The sequence below is a fragment of the Arthrobacter sp. ERGS1:01 genome (genome assembly GCF_001281315.1).
Taxonomy (GTDB): Bacteria; Actinomycetota; Actinomycetes; order Actinomycetales; family Micrococcaceae; genus Specibacter.
In genome coordinates, this window is record NZ_CP012477.1 from 195,855 (window position 1) to 215,085 (window position 19,231).

Sequence of the window (19,231 nt, forward strand, 5' to 3'; positions counted from 1 at the left end):
TGGCCGGCGTCGGACCCGTTCCACAACCCACAGCCTGCACCTAAGTTCGGTCTAAACTGGGCTGATTTTGCCCCGCGATGGTTGAACCATGACGACAACATCGAGCCCCCAAGAACTCCTGGAACCGCGGGCGTCCCGGGAACCCGCGCCGCAGGACGCCCCGTCCGGCCAAACCGCCGGCATGCCCCACACCGCGCCGGCCATGGTGGACATCACCATTCCGGTCTACAACGAGGAACGGAGCCTGGAAAGTTGCGTCCGGCGACTGCACCGCCACCTCGCCGAGAACTTTCCCTACACGTACTCCATCACCCTGGCGGACAACGCCAGCACCGACTCCACGCTCGCCATTGCCACCGAGCTTTCCCGCGAGATCAGCGGCGTCCGCGTGCTGCACCTGGGCATGAAGGGCCGCGGGCACGCGCTGCGGACGGCGTGGCTGGCCTCGCAATCGCCCATCGTGGCGTACATGGATGTGGACCTTTCCACGGACCTGAACGCGCTCGGCACCCTGGTTGCCCCGCTCGTCTCCGGCCACTCGGACCTTGCCGTGGGGACCCGGCTGTCCCGGACGTCCCGGGTGGTCCGCGGCCCGAAGCGCGAGTTCATCTCCCGCAGCTATAACCTGCTCCTGCGCGGATTCCTCGCCGCACATTTCAGCGACGCCCAATGCGGCTTCAAGGCCATCCGGACCGACGTGGCACGCCAGCTCCTGCCCCACACCCTCGACGATGCCTGGTTCTTCGACACCGAACTGCTGGTGCTGGCGGAGCGATGCGGGCTGCGCGTCCACGAGGTTCCCGTGGACTGGACGGACGATCCCGACTCGAAGGTGGACATCAGGGCGACGGCCGTGGCAGACCTGCGCGGAATGCTCCGGATCAGCCGCGACCTTGTCAACGGTCGCATCCCGGTCGCGGAACTGCGGGCGGCCATGGCGCGAAAACCGCTTGCCGACGACGGCGCGGCGGGGCGGCACAGGCTGGTGGGCCAGCTCCTGCGCTTCGCCATGGTGGGGCTCGCCTCGACGCTGTTCTATGTGCTGCTGTTCCTGGCCTTCCGCCTAGTGGCCGACGCCCAATGGTCCAACTTCGCGGCGCTCCTGCTCTCCGCCGTCGCCAATACGACCGTCAACCGCAGCTTCACGTTTGGCCGGACTGGCCCAGCCGGAGCGTTCCGGCACCAATTCCTGGGACTGTTGGTCTTTGCCGTGGGCTGGGTGCTCACTGCGGGCGCATTGTGGGGCATCCACGCCGTTGGCGGCCCCAACAGAACCGTGGAGGTGGTGGCCGTGGTGCTCGCCAACCTGATGGCAACGCTCGTGAAGTTCCTTGCCTTCCGGCTTTGGATCTTCCGAACCCCCGCGGGGACCATCCCAACAGCAATATCAACAACAGCAGCGAGGGAGACAGGCAAATGAGTACCTTCACCAGAGAATCCGCCGTCCACGCCACGCCTCCCACGCCCGATTCCGGCCGTGCCGCAGTCCCGAAGCCGCCGGCTCCCGCCGTGCGGCCGCGCTGGCAACGTCCCTCCGCGGTGGCGCTCATGATCGCCACCGCCTTCCTATACCTCTGGAACCTGAACAATTCGGGCTACGGAAACAGCTTCTATGCCGCGGCGGTGCAGGCCGGCACCAAGAACTGGACCGCCCTGCTCTTCGGCTCGCTCGACGCCGGCAACGCCATCACGGTGGACAAGCCCCCGGCCTCACTGTGGATTCCGGCCCTGCTGGGGCGAGTCTTCGGATTCTCCCCGTGGACGCTCCTGCTGCCGCAGGCCCTCATGGGGGTGGCCGCCGTCGCCCTTCTGTATGCCGCGGTCAAACGCGTCAGCGGCCCCGCAGCCGGGCTGATTGCCGGGGGAGCGCTGGCGGCAACGCCCGTCGCGGCCCTCATGTTCCGCTTCAACAATCCCGACGCCATGCTGACCCTGTGCCTCGTGGCCGCGGCCTACGCCGTGGTCCGGGCCATCGGAAAGCCCGGCTGGCGCTGGCTGGCCCTGGCCGGTGCCCTCATTGGGCTGGCGTTCCTGACCAAGATGCTGCAGGGCTTCCTCACCATCCCCGCACTGGGGCTGGCCTACCTCTGGGCGGCGAACACCACACTGGGCCGGCGGATCGCCCACCTGATGGCAGCCGTCGGCGGAATAGTAGCCGTCTCGGGCGCTTATCTGCTGGCCTTCCAACTGACGCCGGTTTCGGTGCGGCCCTACATGGCCGGCTCCTCGAACAACAGCTTCTGGGACCTGGCCCTGGGTTACAACGGACTGGGCCGGATCCTGGGCGGGAGCGGCAACGGCGGAGGCGGCGGTGCGGGTGCTGGCGGCGGACTTGGCGGTGGCGGAAACACCGGATTTGGCGGGGCCACGGGGATCCTGCGGATGTTTGGCAGTTCCTTCGGTGCCGAGGTCTCCTGGCTGCTGCCGGCGGCCCTGATCGCCCTCGTGGCCGGGCTCTGGTTCACCCGCCGCGCACCACGGACCAGCCAGGTGCGCGCCTCGTTGATCCTCTGGGGCGGCTGGCTCGTGGTCACCGCACTGACCTTCAGCTTCATGGAAGGCACCATCCACCCGTACTACGTGGTGGCGCTGGCGCCGGCCGTGGCAGCGCTGGTGGGGATCGGCGCCGTCGAACTGTGGCGCGGACGGGAACATGCCCCGGCCCGGGTGGTCCTGGCGGTTCTGGTGGCCGGGAGTGCCATCTGGTCGGCCGTGCTGCTGGCCCGCGACCCGTCGTGGCTTCCGTGGTTGAAGTTCGTGGTCATTGCCTGCGGTGTTATTGGCGGGGCGGCCATCATGACGGGGCTGGACCGGTGGCGGGTGGGAGCCTTCAAGGCCGGGGCAAGCATCGCGATTGTGTTCTCTCTGCTGGCCGGGGGCCTGGCGCCGGCCGCCTGGACCCTGGCGACGGCGGCCCAGGGGCACACGGGCTCCATTCCGACGTCGGGCCCGTCCTCCTCGGGGCAGGGCGCCGGACCGGGCGGCGCGGGTGCGGCTGGCGGTGGATCAGGCGGCGCGGGCCTTGGCGGCGCCGGCAACTCCGCGGGCTCGTCCACCGCGCTGTACTCGCTGTTGGAACGGACCACCACCAAGTGGTCGGCAATCATCTCCGGGGCCAGCAGTGCGGCCGATCTTGAGCTCGCCACCGGCACCTCGGTCATCGACCTGGGCGGCTGGAGCGGATCGGACCCGTACCCCACGTTGGCGCAGTTCAAGGCCATGGTGGCCAACGGCGAAGTCAGCTACTTCATCGCCGGCGACATGGGCGGCGGCGGTGCGGGGGCCGGCCAGGGCGGCAGCTCGAGCATTGCCACCTGGGTGGCGCAAAACTACAAGGCCACCACGGTGGGCGGCTCCACCGTCTACAAGCTGGTTGGCTGATGGACGCCCGGCCCGGTTGCCCCTACCAAGCGGCAACCGGGCCGGGTAGTGTTCAAGCCAGAACGCGGCCACGTCGCGTTTACTTACTCACTGTGCGATTCGGAGGGTTCCGCCATGAAAAAACTCATCAATGATCCCAAGGCAGTAGTTGACGAAGCGGTGGAAGGGTTCGGCAAGGCGCACGCCGCCCACGTCACCGTCCACCCCGACCCGTTGTTCATCACCCGCAAGGACGCCCCGAAGCCGGGCAAGGTGGGGCTGATCTCCGGCGGCGGCAGCGGCCACGAACCCCTCCACGCCGGCTATGTGGGCTACGGCATGCTCGACGCCGCGATCCCCGGTGCGGTGTTCACCTCGCCCACCCCCGACCAGATCATTCCGGCGACGGCCGCAGCCAACGCGGGCGCCGGCGTCGTGCACATCGTGAAGAACTACACGGGCGATGTGCTGAACTTCGAAACGGCCGCCGAGATGGCCCAGGCCGACGGCATCGAGGTGCGCACCGTGCTGGTGAACGACGACGTCGCCGTGGAGGACTCCCTGTACACGGCCGGACGGCGCGGCGTGGGCGGCACCGTGCTCGTGGAAAAGATTGCCGGGGCCGCGGCCGAACGCGGTGACGACCTCGACGCCGTGGCCGCCATTGGCCGGCGCGTCAACGACAACGTGCGCACCATGGGCGTGGCCCTGAGTGCCTGCACCGTCCCGCACGCCGGGGTGCCGAGTTTTGAATTGGCCGAGGACGAGATTGAGATCGGCATCGGCATCCACGGCGAACCCGGCCGTCACAAGATCCCCATGGAAAACGCCGACGGCATCACCGACAGGCTGCTCGAACCCATCCTCGCGGACCTGAAGCCGGCAGCGGGGGACAAGGTCCTCTTGTTCGTCAACGGAATGGGCGGCACCCCGGCAAGCGAGCTGTACATCGTGTACCGGCACGCGGCGAAGGTGCTCGAGGACGCCGGGCTGGTGGTGGAACGCTCCCTCGTGGGCAACTACATCACGGCGCTGGAAATGCAGGGCTGCTCCATCTCGGTGCTGCGCCTGGACGACGAAATGACGGCATTGTGGGACGCACCCGTCAACACGCCGGCACTGCGATGGGGGATGTAAATGGCTGACACTCCTGCCGGGAACACCCTTGGCGCGGCCTGGGCGGCGGACTGGCTGCGGCGCAGTGCCGCCGTCGTGGCCGAGAACCGAATGGCGTTGATCGAACTTGACCGGGCCATTGGCGACGGCGACCACGGCGAAAACCTCGACCGCGGCTTCACCGCGATCCTGGCGAAACTGGACGAGGAAACACCCGCGACGCCGGGGGCTGCCTTCAAGATGGCCGCCATGACGCTGATGTCCAAGGTGGGCGGCGCCGCCGGCCCGCTGTACGGCACCGCATTCCTGCGCGCAGCCACCGCTGTGGGCGATGCGCCGGAACTGGATTCCGCGCTGCTGGCGGCCGCACTGACCGCTGCCCGCGACGGCGTCGTGGCCCGCGGCAAGGCCGAAACCGGGGACAAGACCATGATCGACGCCTGGACGCCCGCCGTCGACGCGGCCGTCGCTGCCGCGGGGAACGGGGAAACGCCTGCCGCCGTACTGACCGCCGCCGCGACTGCCGCCGAGGCAGGCGCCGTGGCCACGGATCCGCTCATCGCGCACAAGGGCCGGGCCAGTTATTTGGGGGAGCGGGCCATCGGGCACCGCGACCCCGGCGCTGCGTCGTCCGCGCTGATCCTGCGCGCCGCGGCCCAGGCAGCGGAGAGCGCTGCATGAGCGTCGCATTGGTGATTGTCTCGCACAGCTCCCAACTGGCTGCCGGGGTGGTGGAGCTGGCCGCCCAAATGGCGCCAAACGTCACCCTGCTCGCCGCCGGCGGCACGGACGACGGTGGCATCGGCACGTCCCTGGACAAGGTCATGTCCGCGCTGGAATCAGCCGGGACCGGCGACGGTGTGGTGGTGCTTGCCGATCTGGGCTCGGCCGTCATGACGGCCGAATCGGCACTTGAATTCCTCGGAAACCCCGCGGACATCCTGCTGGCGGACGCCCCCCTCGTGGAAGGTGCCGTTGCCGCGGCCGTCACGGCGCAGGGCGGCGCCGCGCTCGCCGTCGTGGTGAAGGCGGCGGAAACCGCACTTCAGCCGGCAGCGGCCGCTTTGCCGGCGGCCGCCCAGCCTGTCCCGTCCGCCGGTTCCGCGGGGGCCGTGACGGCGTTGTTGAAGCTGATCAACCCCATGGGCCTGCACGCGCGCCCGGCCGCGGTCCTGGCCGGGGAGCTGGGTGCCCTGGATGTGGAGATCGAAATCAACGGCGTGGACGGGCAATCGGTCATGATGCTCATGACCCTGGGCGCCGGTCAGGGCACCGAGCTGGCGGTCAGCGCCACCGGACCCGACGCCGAACGCGCCGTGGACCTGGTCCGCAAAGAAGTGGAGAACGGCTTCGGCGAACTCTGACCCCAACCGTTGAGGGCCCAGATCACCCCGCCAAAAACGGTTGAGAGCCCAGATAATCCCAGGATTATCTGGGCTCTCAACAATGCTGGAGGGGATTATCTGGGCTCTCAACAATGCTGGAGGGGATTATCTGGGCTCTCAACGCGGGGTGATCTGGGCTCTCAACGGGGAAGGTGGTAGCCGTCCGCGGAGTGCTGGGCCAGGCCGTCGGTGACGAGGCCGGCAAGGGCGCGTCGGAGTTGGGGGGCGTGGGTGTTCAGCCCGTGGAGTTTGCCGAGAGCAGCCGCCACGCCGGCCGGGTGTGCCAGGTGTGCCGCGGCGGCGTCCTGCTCGGTGGCCGGACCCCACAGCAGGTCTGCGTGCACGGGCGCCTCCGCGGCACGCAGCACGGCCATGACGGCGCCGCGCACCTGCCGGTCGGTGCCCGCCCACGGCTGGCCCTTGGGAATGTAGGTCGGTTCGGGCTGGCCGGCCTTGATCCAGGCGCACTGCTCCCGGACGGGGCAAAAATCGCATTTGGGGCTCCGCGCCGTACAAATCAAGGCGCCCAGCTCCATGACTCCGGCATTCCATTCGACCGATTCGGCGGGGTCGGCCGGCAGGAGTTCGGCGGCCAGTTTCATTTCCGCGGACGTCAGCGCGGGCGACGGCAGTGCCTGGCCAATGACAAGCCGGGCGTGGACGCGGCGGATGTTGGTGTCCACCACTGTTTCCCGGCGGCCAAAGGCAAAAGCGGCGACGGCGGCCGCCGTGTAGGTGCCAATGCCGGGCAGCGCCAAAAGTTCCTCGAACGTGTCCGGGACCGCGCCGTCGTGCTTTTCCACCATCATGGCGGCGGCCGCGTGCAGGCGCAGGGCCCGGCGCGGGTAGCCCAGCCGGCCCCAGGCGCGCAGCACCTCCGCGGGGGATTCGGCGGCAAAGGCGGCGGGTGTCGGCCAGCGTTCCAGCCACTCCTCCCAGACGGGTTGGACCCGGACCACGGGGGTTTGCTGCAGCATGATCTCGCTGACCAGGACGCCCCAGGGGGAGCAGTCACCCCGCCACGGCAGGTCCCGCGCCGTTTGGCGGAACCATTGCGCCACTTCCTGATGCAAGGTGTCTCCTTTTGCCCTCGATTTGCCGCCCCGTGGGCAGTTCAACTCTAGAACATGCCGGGCAAGATCACAGGTTCGCGCGGCGGCGTGGTTGGTTCGGCGGCGTCCCGGATTTCGCTACTCTGGAAGGGTGGTTACATCAGGAAAAAACGGGCAGGGCGGCGGCGTGCGCCAGCCTGCCCGCAGGCCCAAGGTTTCCGCCAAGGTTTACCGCCGACGGCGCCAAGTTGCGGCCGCGCTGGCGGTCCTGGTGCTCGCGGCGCTGGTTGCGGGCGGGATTGGCCTGGCCGGCCTGATCGCCTCCCGTGGGTCCGGGAAGTCCGACGGCGTGCCCGCGGCCGCCGCTCCGGCAGCCACCACGCAGGCCACCCAATCGCCGGCCAACCCGGTCGCAAAACCCGGCACCCCGGCGTCGGGCGTGTGCGACGAGGCCGGCATCAAGGTCGGCGGCACGGTCGACAAGACCTCCTACCCGTCCGGCCAGGACCCGAAACTCACGCTCAAAGTCACCAACACCGGCAAGTCGCCCTGTGACATCAACGTCGGCACGAGCCAGATGGAATTCAAGGTCACCAGCGGCGACGACACCGTCTTCAACTCGCGGGACTGCCAGGCGGAGTCCACCGACCTCGTGAAGAACCTGCGGCCGGGCGCGTCCGAAACCGCCACCTTCACTTGGAAACGCAACCGCACGGCCCCGGGATGCGCCAAGGGCACCAGCACCGCGGTAAGCGGCGGGGGAGCCACCTACGTATTCGTGGCGACACTGGGCAAATGGTCCAGCGACAAGGTTGTGTTCACGCTGAAATAACCGGCCGCTATTGCGAGGCTGCGGAACTGCCTTGCGCGGAGCTGCTTAGAGGAAGCGGTCCAGCAGGCTGGCTTCGGCAATGCGGGACAGGCCCTCACGCACGGTGCGGGCGCGCAATTCGCCAATCCCGTCAACCACCATGAGCTCGTCGATCGTGGCCGCCATCAGGTTCTGCAGGCCGCCGAAGTGGTCCACCAGGCGTCCGGCCACCGCGCGCGGCACGGCCTTGAGCTCGGACACCAAGCGGTAGCCGCGGGGCTGGATGATCATTTCCAGGGAGTCTGAGGTGGGCAGCCCGACGATCCCGGCAATCAGGTTCAGGTCGATGAGGTCGGCCTGGTCGATCTCCTGCAGGGCGGTGACGGCGGCGTCGACGTCGGTGACGTCCGGATCGGTGTAGTCGCGGATCACCATGTCCGCGCCCGAACCGCGCGTTGCCGACAATTCGTCCAGCTGCAGGGAAAGCAGCCGGCCGTCCGCGCCAAGTTCGAGCACGTACTGGGCGATTTCCTCGGAGATGCGGCGCACCATTTCGTGGCGTTGCAACGTCACGGCGACGTCGCGCACCGTGACCATGGCTTCGATTTCCAGGGCGGAGAGCGAACTCGTCACCTGGTCCAACCGGGCGCGGTAGCGTTCCAGCGTGGCCAGGGCCTGGTTGGCGCGGGCCAGCACCTTTTCCGAACCCTCCAGGACGTAGCGCAGCCCGTCCACGTACAGGGCGATGATCTGCATGGACTGGCTCACCGAAACCACGGGGAGGCCGGTCTGGATGGCGACGCGTTCGGCCGTGCGGTGCCGGGTGCCCGATTCCTGGGTCTCGATGCTGGGGTCCGGCACCAATTGGACGGCGGCGCGCAGGATCTTTGTCACGTCCTTGTCGCACACGATGGCGCCGTCCATCTTGGCCAGTTCACGCAGCCGGGTGGGGGCAAAATCGATGCCGATTTCAAAACCGCCGGAGCAAAGGCTCTCCATGGTCTTGTCCATGCCGAGCACGATCAATGCCCCCGTGCGCCCGCGAAGAATCCGTTCAAGCCCGTCGCGCAGCGGCGTTCCCGGGGCAACACGGGCAAGAGTAGCCTTGAGGGCCTCTTCGGGGCTGCGAAGCATTGACGAATCCTTCTTTTCAAGCGCGGGAATCCGCACAAGTCACAATGCCCATAATAGTGGGAACCGCCCGCATTTGCGGTTATTCGCCCCCGTGCAGCAGCAACTCCGTGGCCTCGGCAATGTGCTCAATCTGCTTGACCGTGAAATTGGGTGGAATGGTCCCGGGCCCGGCCGGGCTCAACGGGACCAGGGCATGGGTGAACCCCAGGCGGTGGGCCTCGTGGATGCGCTGGGTGATGCCCGGGACGGGGCGCACCTCCCCGGCCAGCCCCACCTCGCCAAACGCCACCATTTTGTGGTGCACGGGCTTGTTGATCTTGGCCGAGGCGATGGCCAGGGCAACGGCCAAATCCATGGCCGGTTCGCTCAGTTTGGCCCCGCCCACCGTGGCCACGTAGCTGTCGTCGGAATCCAGGCGCACGCCGGCCCGCTGCTGCAGCACGGCCAGCAGCATGGCGACCCGGGCGGAATCGAGCCCGCTGGTGGTGCGGCGCGGCTGCGAACCCATGGACGGGGCCAGCAGTGACTGCACCTCCGCCAGTAGCGGGCGGCGCCCCTCCATGGTGACGGTGATGCAGGTCCCGGCCACGGGACGGCTGGTGCGGGAGGTGAACAGGCCGCTGGGATCGGCCAGCCCCTCGATGCCGTCATCGGTCAGGTCAAAGCAGCCCACCTCGTCAGTTTGGCCGTACCTGTTCTTCACGGCCCGCAGCAGGCGCAGGCGCGAGTGGCGTTCGCCGTCGAACTGGCACACCACATCCACCAGGTGCTCCAGCAGGCGGGGGCCGGCAATGGAGCCGTCCTTCGTCACGTGCCCCACCAGCAGGGTGGTCATGTTCAGCCGCTTGGCGGCGGCAATGAGCGACGCCGCAACCTCGCGCACCTGCGAGACGCCGCCGGCGCTGCCATCCACCAGGGTGCTGCTGAACGTCTGCACGGAGTCCACGATCAGCAGGGCCGGCTGCACGGCCTCCACCTGGCCCAGGGCCGTACCGAGGTCGGTTTCGGCACCAAGGTAGAGGGTGTCGGCGACGGCGCCGATGCGTTCGGCGCGCAGCTTCACCTGGGCGGCGGATTCCTCGCCCGTCAGGTACAGGACCTTCTGCGGCTCCCGGCCGTGGTCGTTGCGGGCAAACTTGGCGGCCACGTCCAGCAGCAGCGTGGACTTGCCGACGCCTGGTTCCCCGGCCAGCAGGATCACGGCACCGGGCACCATGCCGCCGCCGAGCACGCGGTCCAGTTCCGGAACGCCCGTCAGGTTGTGGGCGGCCTTGGACGCGTCCACCTCGGAGATCAGCTGGGCGGGGTGCACCACGGTGGTCGCGGCGGTGGTGCGCACCACCACGGTGCCGATCTCCTCAACCGTGCCCCAGGCCTGGCATTCCCCGCAGCGGCCCACCCATTTGACCGCAGTCCAACCGCACTCAGTGCAGCGAAAATTTTGTCCGGTGTTGCTGCGAGCTGTCTTTGTTGCCATGGTTCAACCCTAGCGCCGAGCACCGACATCCCACCGCGTCTTCCAAACAGCGGGCGTCCGGGCACCGGGCAGCGGGCCGGGCTCAGAGCTTCGGCAGCAGGTCCCGGGCCTCGGCCGGATCCATCTTGGCCGTTTCCAGGATGTCCACCATGAGCGTGCGGAACAACAGCACCAGCGCCTCACCCTCCATCCGGGTGATTTCCAGGTTAGCCGGATGGAGCCGGGTGGCAATGTCGGCCAGCGAATCGCGGGCATGGCTGAGTGAGGCCTTCCCCGCACCGGCGGGGTCATGCGCCAGGGCCGCGGCCAGTTCGTCGACGGCGGCCGCGGACTCGCTCATGACCTCCGCAAGGTGCATGGTGCCGGCGTCGGACAACGCGGCATTGTTGATCACGCTGGTCAGCCGGCGGGCCAGGATCCGGCTGGAGCGCATGGCGTAGTCCACCCGCTCCATGAGCCGGGCCAGGCCGTCCACCTCCTCAAAATGCCTGCGGTACAAGGGCGAGAGCCGGGCAATTTCCACGGAGCTGCGCAAGCCCTGGCGCATGGAGTCAATGCGGGGCTGCAGATTCCGGGCCCGCACCAGCGCATGCCAGGCGGTGGTGGCGTCGTTGTACGACAACGCCGACGCGCATTCGCGCAGCACAATGGCCAGCTCGCCCAGCATGATCTTGAGGTCGTCCTTGGGCTCGCGCCGCGGATCCCGGGGCACCAGCAGCGTGGCGGCCAGCGCAAAGCAACCGCCGACGACGGCGTCGATGCTGCGCGTGAACGGCCCGCCGACGGGGACGGGAAGCAACACCACCAGCAGGGACTGCAGGGCAAGCTGGGTGGTGAAAATGGCCCCGCTGTCCAGGAAACGGGCCAGCATCACCGAAAGGAACACCACCAGGGCCGCCTGCCAGATCCCGGATCCCAACCAGTGCAGCAGCGCATCCCCCACCGCAATGCCGATGGTGCAGCCAAGCCCCACCTCCAGGACCCGGCGCAGGCGCGGATCCCGCGAAAACCCGAGGGCGATGATGGCGCTCGTGGCGGCGAACAACGGCCCGTGATGGCCCAGCACCCGCTCGGAGAAGAAATAAGCGCCCACGGCACAGACGGTGATCAGCAGGGCCGGCAGCAGCGAGTTGAAACTGCGCCGCAGCCCAAGGCGCACCCGCCGTTTCAGGAACAGCACGGTGGTCGCGGGCCTGCCAAACTCTGCCATGGGCACAAGTCTATGTCGGCGCGAACCCGCGCCCGGACAGCCTAAAGACGTCCCGGCCGTTAGCGCAAGGTGCCCACAACGGCCCCCGGCCATTAGCGCAAGGTGGGCCCCGCCGTCGTGCCTATCAACCAAAAGTCCCACCAGCGTTAACTTTCCGTTCACTTGAGGTGGACCGTCGCTTCATGTGGCGCTCGTACCGTCTAAACGTAAGGAATTGCAAAATAACCCATCGAAGAGGTAAATCGAGTGAAGGCACTTCACATTGGCCGCGTGGCCGCAGTACTCGCAGTCGGCGCACTGGCACTGACGGCCTGTGGAACTGACAACGTTGTGAGCCCCGGCAACGGCGGCTCCACGTCTGCAGCAACCGGCGCTTCCGTCTCCGGCACCTTGACCGGTACGGGTGCAACTTCCGTCTCCGCCGCCATGGACGCCTGGACCGCCGGCTTCACCGCCGCGAACCCCAACGCCAAGATCCAGTACTCTCCGGAAGGCTCCGGTGCCGGCCGCAAGGCACTGATCGCCGGCGCCGTGCAGTTCGCCGGCTCCGACGCCTACATGAAGGACGCAGAGCTCGCCAGCGCGAAGGCCAAGTGCGGCCCCGCCGGCGCCATTGACGTCCCCTGGTACATTTCCCCCATCGCCGTGACGTTCAACGTCCCCGGCGTGAAGGACCTCAAGCTCGACGCCGACACCATCGCGAAGATCTTCCGCGGCGACATCAAGAACTGGAACGACGCCGCCATCAAGGCCACGAACCCGTCGGTCACCCTGCCGAACCTGGCCATCACCCCCGTGCACCGCTCGGACAACTCCGGCACCACGCAGAACTTCACGGACTACCTGGCCCAGGCCGCCAAGTCCGTCTGGACCGATGCAGCCTCCGGCGACTGGCCCACCTCCCTGCCGGGTGAAAACGCCAAGGGTACCGCCGGTGTCATCTCCACCGTCACCTCGACCTCCGGTGCCATCGCCTACGCCGACGATTCCGCCGTCACCGACGCACTGGGCAAGGCCGAGCTGAAGGTTGGCGACAACTTCGTCGCGATCTCCGCCGAGGCCGCCGCCAAGGCCGTAGACCTGGCCACCCCGGTTGCCGGTCGTGGCGCCAACGACCTCTCCCTGAAGCTGGACCGCACCACGACCGAAGCCGGCGCCTACCCCGCCGTCCTCGTCTCCTACGGCGTGTTCTGCGCAACCTACCCGGACGCCGCAACGGTTGACCTGGCAAAGGCATTCGGCAGCTACGTGGTCAGCACCGCCGGCCAGCAGACGGGTGCCCAGGCAGCCAAGAGCTCGCCGTTGTCCGCCGCCCTCGCCACCAAGGCACAGGCAGCAATCAACTCGATCACCGTCAGCAAGTAAGTAACCAGGACGTCAAGCAAAGGGTAGAGATTGTCCACCACCAAGCTCAGCAGCGGTGTTGGCACCGGTCGCGCCGGAGATAAGGTTTTCTCCGGCGCGGCGCTCGGCGCCGGCGTCCTGATTCTCGTAGTTCTTTTTTCGGTCGCATTGTTCCTGTTTGTCCAGGCGCTGCCGGCGTTCTCCGCGAACCCGGCAGACGTGACGGGAGGGAACGGGTTCTTCCCCTACATCCTCCCGATCGTGATCGGCACGCTCATCGCGGCCGCCATCGCGCTGGTCATTGCGACCCCGATTGGTGTGGCGGTGGCCTTGTTCATCTCCCACTACGCACCGCGCAAGCTGGCCCACGGGCTCGGTTACCTGGTGGACCTCCTGGCCGCCATCCCGTCGGTTGTCTACGGCGCCTGGGGTGCAACGTTCCTTGCCAGCCAACTCAAGGAACCGTACCAATGGCTTGCGGACAACCTGGGTTGGATCCCGATTTTTGCCGGACCGGCCTCCGCCACCGCAAAAACCATGCTGACCGCCGGGATCGTGCTGGCCGTCATGGTCCTGCCGATCATTGCCTCGCTGTCGCGTGAAATCTTCATGCAGGCCCCCATGCTGCACCAGGAAGCGGCGTTGGCGCTGGGTGCCACCCGTTGGGAAATGATCCGCATGGCCGTATTGCCGTTCGCCCGCGGCGGCATCATCAGCGCCGTCATGCTTGGCCTGGGCCGCGCCCTCGGTGAAACCATGGCCGTGGCGCTGGTACTGTCCTCGGGGCCGCTGATCGGCAGCCTCATCCGGTCCGGCAACCAGACGGTCGCCGCCGAAATTGCCCTTAACTTCCCGGAGGCCTTCGGCCTGCGCCTGAACGAGCTGATCGCCGCCGGCCTGGTCCTGTTCTTCATCACCCTGGTAGTGAACGTGGTGGCCCGCTGGATCATCAGCCGCCACAAAGAATTCTCGGGAGCCAACTGATGTCCACTCTCATGAGCGAACGCAAAAGCTCCGCACTGACCCGCGGACGCCTGCCCAAGTACACCCCGTATGTGGTGGCCGGCTCCGCAATCGTGGTCGCCGCCGCCCTGATGTCACTCATCGGCTTCAACGCCTTCGGCTGGGGTGTCCTCTCGGCCATCCTGTTCGCACTTGGCACCGTGGTGAGCGCCGCCGTCGTCGAAGGCCGCCGCCGGGCAGTGGACAAGCTCGCCTCCGCCCTCGTGGTGGGTGCCTTCCTGGTGGCGCTGCTGCCGCTGGTCTCCGTCATTTGGACGGTGCTGGTCAACGGCATTCCGGGCCTCCTGTCGCCGGGCTTCCTGTCCACGTCGATGAACGGCGTGACGGGCATCCAGGACAACGCCGCCACGACAAACCACACCCCGGTGCTCGGTGGCGCCTACCACGCACTGATCGGCTCCGTGCTGATCACGCTCTGGGCCACCATCATCTCGGTGCCGGTGGGCCTGCTGACCTCCATCTACCTGGTTGAATACGGTGCCGGCAACAGGCTCTCGAAACTGATCACGTTCTTCGTGGACGTCATGACCGGCATCCCCTCGATCGTGGCCGGCCTGTTCGCCGCGGCGTTCTTCGCCATGATCATGGGCCCCGGCACGAAGACCGGGTTCGTGGCCGCCGTCGCCCTCTCGGTGCTCATGATCCCCGTGGTGGTGCGCTCCAGCGAGGAAATGCTCAAGATCGTGCCCAACGAACTCCGCGAGGCCTCCTACGCCCTCGGTGTCCGCAAATGGCGCACCATCCTGAAGGTCGTCATTCCGACGGCGATCTCCGGCATCGCCTCCGGCGTCACCCTGGCCATTGCCCGCGTGATCGGCGAGACGGCTCCGCTGCTCGTGACGGCCGGCTTTGCCACGACCATCAACTACAACGTGTTCTCCGGCTGGATGGCGTCACTGCCCACGTTCATCTACACGCAGATCATGTCGCCCACGTCGCCGTCGAACCCGGACCCGTCCAACCAGCGCGCCTGGGCCGCGGCCCTGCTGCTGATCCTGCTGGTCATGCTCCTGAACCTCGGCGCCCGCCTGGTGGCACGCATGTTCGCGCCAAAAACCGGCCGCTAAAACGAAGAAACGGAATCAATCCCATGTCTAAACGCATCGACGTCAGCGAGTTGAACGTCTACTACGGCGACTTCCTGGCCGTGGAAGACGTCAGCATCACCCTTGACGCGAAGTCCGTCACCGCCTTCATCGGCCCGTCCGGTTGCGGCAAGTCAACGTTCCTGCGCACCCTGAACCGGATGCACGAGGTCATCCCCGGCGCCCGCGTCGAAGGCAAGGTGCTGCTCGACGGCGACAACCTGTACGGCGACGGCGTGGACCCCGTGACGGTGCGCAGCCAGATCGGCATGGTGTTCCAGCGGCCCAACCCGTTCCCCACCATGAGCATCCGCGACAACGTGCTGGCCGGTGTGAAGCTCAACGGCCGCCGCATGTCCAAGTCCGACGCCGACGACCTCGTGGAATCCTCCCTGCAGGGCGCCAACCTGTGGAACGAGGTCAAGGACCGTCTTGGCAAGCCCGGATCCGGCCTCTCCGGCGGGCAGCAGCAGCGCCTGTGCATCGCCCGCGCCATCGCCGTCTCACCCGACGTGATCCTGATGGACGAGCCCTGCTCCGCCCTCGACCCGATCTCCACGCTCGCCATTGAGGACCTCATCAACGAGCTCAAGGACGAATACACCGTGGTGATCGTGACCCACAACATGCAGCAGGCCGCCCGCGTGTCCGACAAGACGGCGTTCTTCAACATCGCCGGCACGGGCAAGCCGGGCAAGCTCATCGAGTTCGCCGAAACCGCCACGATCTTCAACAACCCGGCGCAGAAGTCCACCGAGGACTACGTCTCCGGCCGCTTCGGATAACCCACCCTTTTTCCATGCGCACGACACGCGGGCGTACCTTGCGCTCCCTCGGGGGCTGCGCAACGCGCACCGGTGTGTCGTGCGCATTTCCGAAGGCATCCGAAACATTGTGTCGGCCACTGTGGTGCCGCATAGGCTGAAATCATGACTACGCTTCCCGCCGTGCGCGGCGCCCACCTCGTTGGATCCATCAACCAGCCCACCGCGGAGGACACCCTGCGCGTCGTGGCCGGCAACCTGGGCGGCCATGTTGCGCGGATACCCGACGGCGAGGTTGGCGAACGCTTCCACTGGATCCTTTTCCAGGGTGCCGCGTTCGACGCCGTCGACGGCCTGGAGCGCGTCGCCATCGACCCGATCGTCGCCGCCGGTTTCGACGTCCGGCCGCTGACCCTCGACGGCAGTGTTCCGGCCGCGGAACTCGCCTTTGGACCGTTGGGTTACGCCGATGCGGCGCTGGCAAGCTACGCGGACTTCAAGGCCCTGCGCGACGCCGGCGTCATCGCGGCGGGAACCCGTTTCCAGGTGTGCGTGCCCACCCCTTTGGCGCCGCTTTCGGTATACGTCACCCCGGCCGAACGGCCCGCCGTGTACCCCGCCTACGCGGCCGCGATCCGCCGCGAGATCGCCCAGATCGCCGCCGGCATTCCCGCAGCGGACCTGGCCATCCAGATCGACATGGCAACCGAGTTTTCCTACATCGAACAGGTGGGCGTGCGCGGCACGAAGCCCTTCCCCTGGTTCGTGGCGGGCCTCGCCGAAGGCGCCCAGGCGTCAACCGACGAGGTCATCGCCGGATGTGCCACCCTTGCCGCCGAGGCGGCCGCGTCGGTGCCCGACGCCGTACAGCTCGGCTTCCACCTTTGCTACGGCGACGTGGCCGAGAAGCACTTCGTGGAGCCCGCCGACGCCGCCAACCTGGTCGCCGTGGCCAACGCCCTTGCGGCCAAAGTGGCGCGCCCCATCGAGTTCCTGCACCTGCCGGTCCCGATCGAGCGCGACGATGCGCAGTATTTTGCGCCCCTGCGCGGCCTCGCGTTGCACCCGGAAACCTCGCTTTTCCTCGGCCTGGTGCACCACGAAGATGGCACGGAGGGTGCGCTTCGCCGCCTGGCCGCTGCCCGGCCGGCACTGGCCGACGCCGGCCTCACCGAGTTGGGCATCGCCACCGAGTGCGGTTTTGGCAGGGGTCCCGCGGAACGCACGGCACCCCTGCTGCGCCTGCACGCGGACGTCATTGCGGCCGCGAACGCCTGAGCCTCCGTTGAGGGCCCAGATAATCCCCGCGTTGTCGACAACCGGTGCGGCGGATTATCCGGGCCCTCAACGGCTGATCTGCCGGGTCCAGCCCTGGGCGCGGAGCGCTTCGCGGACAAGCGCGACGGCGGCCTTGTCGCCGTCGTTATCCAACATCGCCTTGGTGATTCTCAACTGTCGCCAGCCGAGCCTCGCCATCAGGGCATCGCGCGCGTTGTCGATGGCCCGCTGCCTCGCTGTTAGGTGGTGGCGGCCGTCGTACTCGATCGCCACTTTCCACTCCGGCAAGGCAAGGTCCGGCCAGGATGCGTCCGTCCCGTTCCAGTCCTTGACCACATAGTTGAGTGTCAGCTCGGGGATTCCGGCCCGCTCCAGGCTGAGCCGCAAGAACGATTCAGGTGCCGAATCAACTCCGACGCGTATCAACGTCGCAGCTTCCCTGGCCAGGACAATCCCGCGACGGTGGAATTCACCCCTGACTGCGTTCCTGAGATCCGCAAGCTGCACCAGGGGGATGCGTTTGGGCCCAAAGCTGCGCTCATGTTCACAGACCAGGAAGTCTCCCGCCGCGACCAGGTCGTCGAGGGTAAGGACTGCAGCCAGGTCCAGCCACGTTCGAAGGGGCGATGTGACGGCGAGCCCATGGAGCCAGCGAATGTCCCCGGGACAAATTTTGGTGCGATGCCCGCACACGCCATTGCGCCGCGGCGATTTCGCCGACGCTTCGCGGCTGACGTGGATGCCAAAGTCGCCGGCAAGCCCCGGAGGCAGCGGGATGCCCCAAAGCAGCGCTGCCGTCGCATGGCTGACGACGCCGTCCGGAGTCACCTCAAGCACGGGGCGGATCAGCTCCGGCAGGGCCTGCGCTACGTCCCACGGGACCCTGATGCCGCGGCTTGGTGTGTGCATCCCCGTGCCGGTGGTTTGCCGTCGGGGGACACCGCACGCGTCCGATTCAGCCAGGGTGAAGGACCTGCCCCGGAGGAACTGCGGAAGTGATGAGTCGGAGTCCATGGTTTAAGTCTGGACCGGCAATCCGGCACGCATTCGAGTTATCCACAGTTTGAGGGCCCAGATAATCCGGACAATGCGGCGGATTATCTGGGCCCTCAACCCCGGTGGGGCGGATTATCTGGGCCCTCAGCGTCGGTGGGGCGGATTATCTGGGCCCTCAACGGCTCAGGACAGCGGCGACAGCGCCAGGTAGAACACGGCGCCGAGGAAAGTGCACGCAAAGGGAGTGATCACCCACATGCCCAGGATGCGCCGCATGAAGCGCGGATTCATCATGGGGAAGCGTTGGTTCCGGCCGGCCCCGGCGATGGCCGAGGTCACCGTGTGCGTGGTGGATAGCGGCAACGCCAGCCCGATGGCGCCCACGAACAGCAGGGCAGCCGCCACGAATTGGGCCACAAAACCGCGCATCGGATCCACCCGCACCAGCCGTTGTCCCAGCGTGTAGGAGATCCGCCAGCCGCCGAACAAGGTGCCCAGGGTCAGGAAAACGGCCGTGAAGATCGGCACCCACACCGGCAGCTCCCCGGCCCCGCTGACACCGGCGGCCAGCAGCGCGTACAGGACCACCGCCGTCGTGCGCTGGCCGTCCTGGAGCCCGTGCCCAAACGCGACCGACGCGCCGGCCACCGACTGCAGCTGCCGGGTGCGCCGGTTGACCAGGTTCGGGGCGGTGTTCCTGGACGCCCAGGCGGTGGGGTAGACGGCAACGTAGCCGAGCACGAACGCCACCACGGGGGAGATCAGCAGCGGCAGCACCACCAGGGTCAGCAGCGTGGTGTTGATGCCCTGCAACGGCGGATGTCCCAGCAGCGTCGCACCCAGGGAAGCGCCCACCAGGCCGCTGATCAGCCCGTGCGTGGACGACGACGGGTACCCGCGCCGCCATTGGTAGACGCCCCACAGGCAGGCGCTGGCCAGCCCGGCAAGGAGCATCAACAGCCCCGTACGCCCGGACGGGACGGTGAACAAGCGGTTGGCAAAAACGGAGACCAGCGCAACGCTTATGAGTGCGCCGAGACAGTTGAAGAGCCCGGCCAGCAGCACGGCGACGGTGGGTGTCAGGGCGTGGGTGCGCACGGAAAGTGCGACGGCGGAGGAGACGTCGCGGAAGCCGTTGAGGAACGCGAAAGCCGCCGCGGCAACGATCACGGCGCCGAGCAGGAACGTCACCAAGC

At 67.5% G+C, this 19,231-nt stretch carries 17 protein-coding genes; 11 read left to right on the top strand and 6 right to left on the bottom strand.

Features of this window, described 5'->3' with window-relative positions:
• Positions 1-88 precede the first annotated feature (88 nt).
• The 5 genes from AL755_RS00870 (at position 89) to dhaM (ending at position 5,840) form a co-directional block, all read left to right on the top strand.
• On the top strand, positions 89-1,420 hold the full coding sequence (locus AL755_RS00870) for a bifunctional glycosyltransferase family 2/GtrA family protein (protein ID WP_082368781.1): 1,332 nt from the start codon (positions 89-91) through the stop codon (positions 1,418-1,420).
• On the top strand, positions 1,417-3,381 hold the full coding sequence (locus AL755_RS00875) for a glycosyltransferase family 39 protein (protein ID WP_082368782.1): 1,965 nt from the start codon (positions 1,417-1,419) through the stop codon (positions 3,379-3,381). The genes AL755_RS00870 and AL755_RS00875 overlap by 4 nt, the downstream gene beginning before the upstream one ends.
• A 114-nt stretch (positions 3,382-3,495) precedes the next feature.
• Positions 3,496-4,497, top strand: coding sequence for a dihydroxyacetone kinase subunit DhaK (gene dhaK, locus AL755_RS00880; RefSeq protein ID WP_054009306.1), 1,002 nt, complete (start codon positions 3,496-3,498; stop codon positions 4,495-4,497).
• Positions 4,498-5,157 carry a dihydroxyacetone kinase subunit DhaL gene (gene dhaL / locus AL755_RS00885; RefSeq protein WP_054009307.1) on the top strand — a complete coding sequence of 220 codons (660 nt, stop codon included), beginning with the start codon at positions 4,498-4,500 and terminating at the stop codon, positions 5,155-5,157.
• The gene (dhaM, locus tag AL755_RS00890; protein ID WP_054009308.1) at positions 5,154-5,840 is read left to right on the top strand and encodes a dihydroxyacetone kinase phosphoryl donor subunit DhaM; all 687 of its coding nucleotides are present in this window, start codon (positions 5,154-5,156) and stop codon (positions 5,838-5,840) included. The genes dhaL and dhaM overlap by 4 nt, the downstream gene beginning before the upstream one ends.
• Positions 5,841-6,001: 161 nt before the next feature.
• Here the strand turns inward: dhaM and AL755_RS00895 are convergent, their stop codons facing one another.
• Positions 6,002-6,934: an A/G-specific adenine glycosylase gene (locus AL755_RS00895; protein ID WP_237762442.1), complete on the bottom strand. Its 933-nt coding sequence runs from the start codon at positions 6,932-6,934 to the stop codon at positions 6,002-6,004.
• 130 nt (positions 6,935-7,064) lie between these two features.
• Between AL755_RS00895 and AL755_RS00900 the strand changes: the two genes are divergently transcribed.
• Complete coding sequence (locus AL755_RS00900) at positions 7,065-7,745, top strand: hypothetical protein (RefSeq protein WP_082368783.1); 681 nt, start codon at positions 7,065-7,067, stop codon at positions 7,743-7,745.
• A gap of 45 nt (positions 7,746-7,790) precedes the next feature.
• Here AL755_RS00900 and disA read toward each other — a convergent pair whose 3' ends face one another.
• The 3 genes from disA to AL755_RS00915 form a co-directional block, all read right to left on the bottom strand.
• Positions 7,791-8,858 (bottom strand): DNA integrity scanning diadenylate cyclase DisA, encoded by a 1,068-nt coding sequence (gene disA / locus AL755_RS00905; protein WP_054009311.1) that lies wholly within the window; start codon positions 8,856-8,858, stop codon positions 7,791-7,793.
• Between the two features lie 79 nt (positions 8,859-8,937).
• Positions 8,938-10,335: a DNA repair protein RadA gene (gene radA, locus AL755_RS00910; RefSeq protein WP_054009312.1), complete on the bottom strand. Its 1,398-nt coding sequence runs from the start codon at positions 10,333-10,335 to the stop codon at positions 8,938-8,940.
• An 82-nt stretch (positions 10,336-10,417) separates the two neighbouring features.
• Positions 10,418-11,545, bottom strand: coding sequence for an FUSC family protein (locus AL755_RS00915; protein ID WP_054009313.1), 1,128 nt, complete (start codon positions 11,543-11,545; stop codon positions 10,418-10,420).
• Between the two features lie 246 nt (positions 11,546-11,791).
• Here AL755_RS00915 and pstS point away from each other — a divergent pair, with 246 nt between their 5' ends.
• The 5 genes from pstS (at position 11,792) to AL755_RS00940 (ending at position 17,039) form a co-directional block, all read left to right on the top strand.
• Positions 11,792-12,910: a phosphate ABC transporter substrate-binding protein PstS gene (gene pstS, locus AL755_RS00920; RefSeq protein WP_054009314.1), complete on the top strand. Its 1,119-nt coding sequence runs from the start codon at positions 11,792-11,794 to the stop codon at positions 12,908-12,910.
• 30 nt (positions 12,911-12,940) lie between these two features.
• Complete coding sequence (pstC, locus tag AL755_RS00925) at positions 12,941-13,873, top strand: phosphate ABC transporter permease subunit PstC (RefSeq protein ID WP_054009315.1); 933 nt, start codon at positions 12,941-12,943, stop codon at positions 13,871-13,873.
• On the top strand, positions 13,870-14,979 hold the full coding sequence (pstA, locus tag AL755_RS00930; protein WP_054009316.1) for a phosphate ABC transporter permease PstA: 1,110 nt from the start codon (positions 13,870-13,872) through the stop codon (positions 14,977-14,979). The genes pstC and pstA overlap by 4 nt, the downstream gene beginning before the upstream one ends.
• A 23-nt stretch (positions 14,980-15,002) precedes the next feature.
• Positions 15,003-15,782 (top strand): phosphate ABC transporter ATP-binding protein PstB, encoded by a 780-nt coding sequence (gene pstB, locus AL755_RS00935; RefSeq protein ID WP_054009317.1) that lies wholly within the window; start codon positions 15,003-15,005, stop codon positions 15,780-15,782.
• Positions 15,783-15,926: 144 nt separating this feature from the next.
• Entirely contained in the window at positions 15,927-17,039 is a 1,113-nt protein-coding gene (locus tag AL755_RS00940; RefSeq protein ID WP_054009318.1) for a hypothetical protein, read from the top strand.
• A gap of 66 nt (positions 17,040-17,105) precedes the next feature.
• Here AL755_RS00940 and AL755_RS00945 read toward each other — a convergent pair whose 3' ends face one another.
• Entirely contained in the window at positions 17,106-18,053 is a 948-nt protein-coding gene (locus AL755_RS00945; RefSeq protein WP_054009319.1) for an endonuclease domain-containing protein, read from the bottom strand.
• A gap of 165 nt (positions 18,054-18,218) precedes the next feature.
• Positions 18,219-19,226, bottom strand: coding sequence for an inorganic phosphate transporter (locus AL755_RS00950; protein ID WP_082368851.1), 1,008 nt, complete (start codon positions 19,224-19,226; stop codon positions 18,219-18,221).
• Positions 19,227-19,231: the final 5 nt, after the last annotated feature.

Bases quoted from the DNA above. Each gene is read 5' to 3' on its own strand.
- AL755_RS00870 (WP_082368781.1), top strand. From the start codon at position 89: ATGACGACAACATCGAGCCCCCAAGAACTCCTGGAACCGCGGGCGTCC.
- AL755_RS00875 (WP_082368782.1), top strand. From the start codon at position 1,417: ATGAGTACCTTCACCAGAGAATCCGCCGTCCACGCCACGCCTCCCACG.
- dhaK (WP_054009306.1), top strand. From the start codon at position 3,496: ATGAAAAAACTCATCAATGATCCCAAGGCAGTAGTTGACGAAGCGGTG.
- dhaL (WP_054009307.1), top strand. From the start codon at position 4,498: ATGGCTGACACTCCTGCCGGGAACACCCTTGGCGCGGCCTGGGCGGCG.
- dhaM (WP_054009308.1), top strand. From the start codon at position 5,154: ATGAGCGTCGCATTGGTGATTGTCTCGCACAGCTCCCAACTGGCTGCC.
- disA (WP_054009311.1), bottom strand. From the start codon at position 8,858: ATGCTTCGCAGCCCCGAAGAGGCCCTCAAGGCTACTCTTGCCCGTGTT.
- radA (WP_054009312.1), bottom strand. From the start codon at position 10,335: ATGGCAACAAAGACAGCTCGCAGCAACACCGGACAAAATTTTCGCTGC.
- AL755_RS00915 (WP_054009313.1), bottom strand. From the start codon at position 11,545: ATGGCAGAGTTTGGCAGGCCCGCGACCACCGTGCTGTTCCTGAAACGG.
- pstB (WP_054009317.1), top strand. From the start codon at position 15,003: ATGTCTAAACGCATCGACGTCAGCGAGTTGAACGTCTACTACGGCGAC.
- AL755_RS00940 (WP_054009318.1), top strand. From the start codon at position 15,927: ATGACTACGCTTCCCGCCGTGCGCGGCGCCCACCTCGTTGGATCCATC.
- AL755_RS00945 (WP_054009319.1), bottom strand. From the start codon at position 18,053: ATGGACTCCGACTCATCACTTCCGCAGTTCCTCCGGGGCAGGTCCTTC.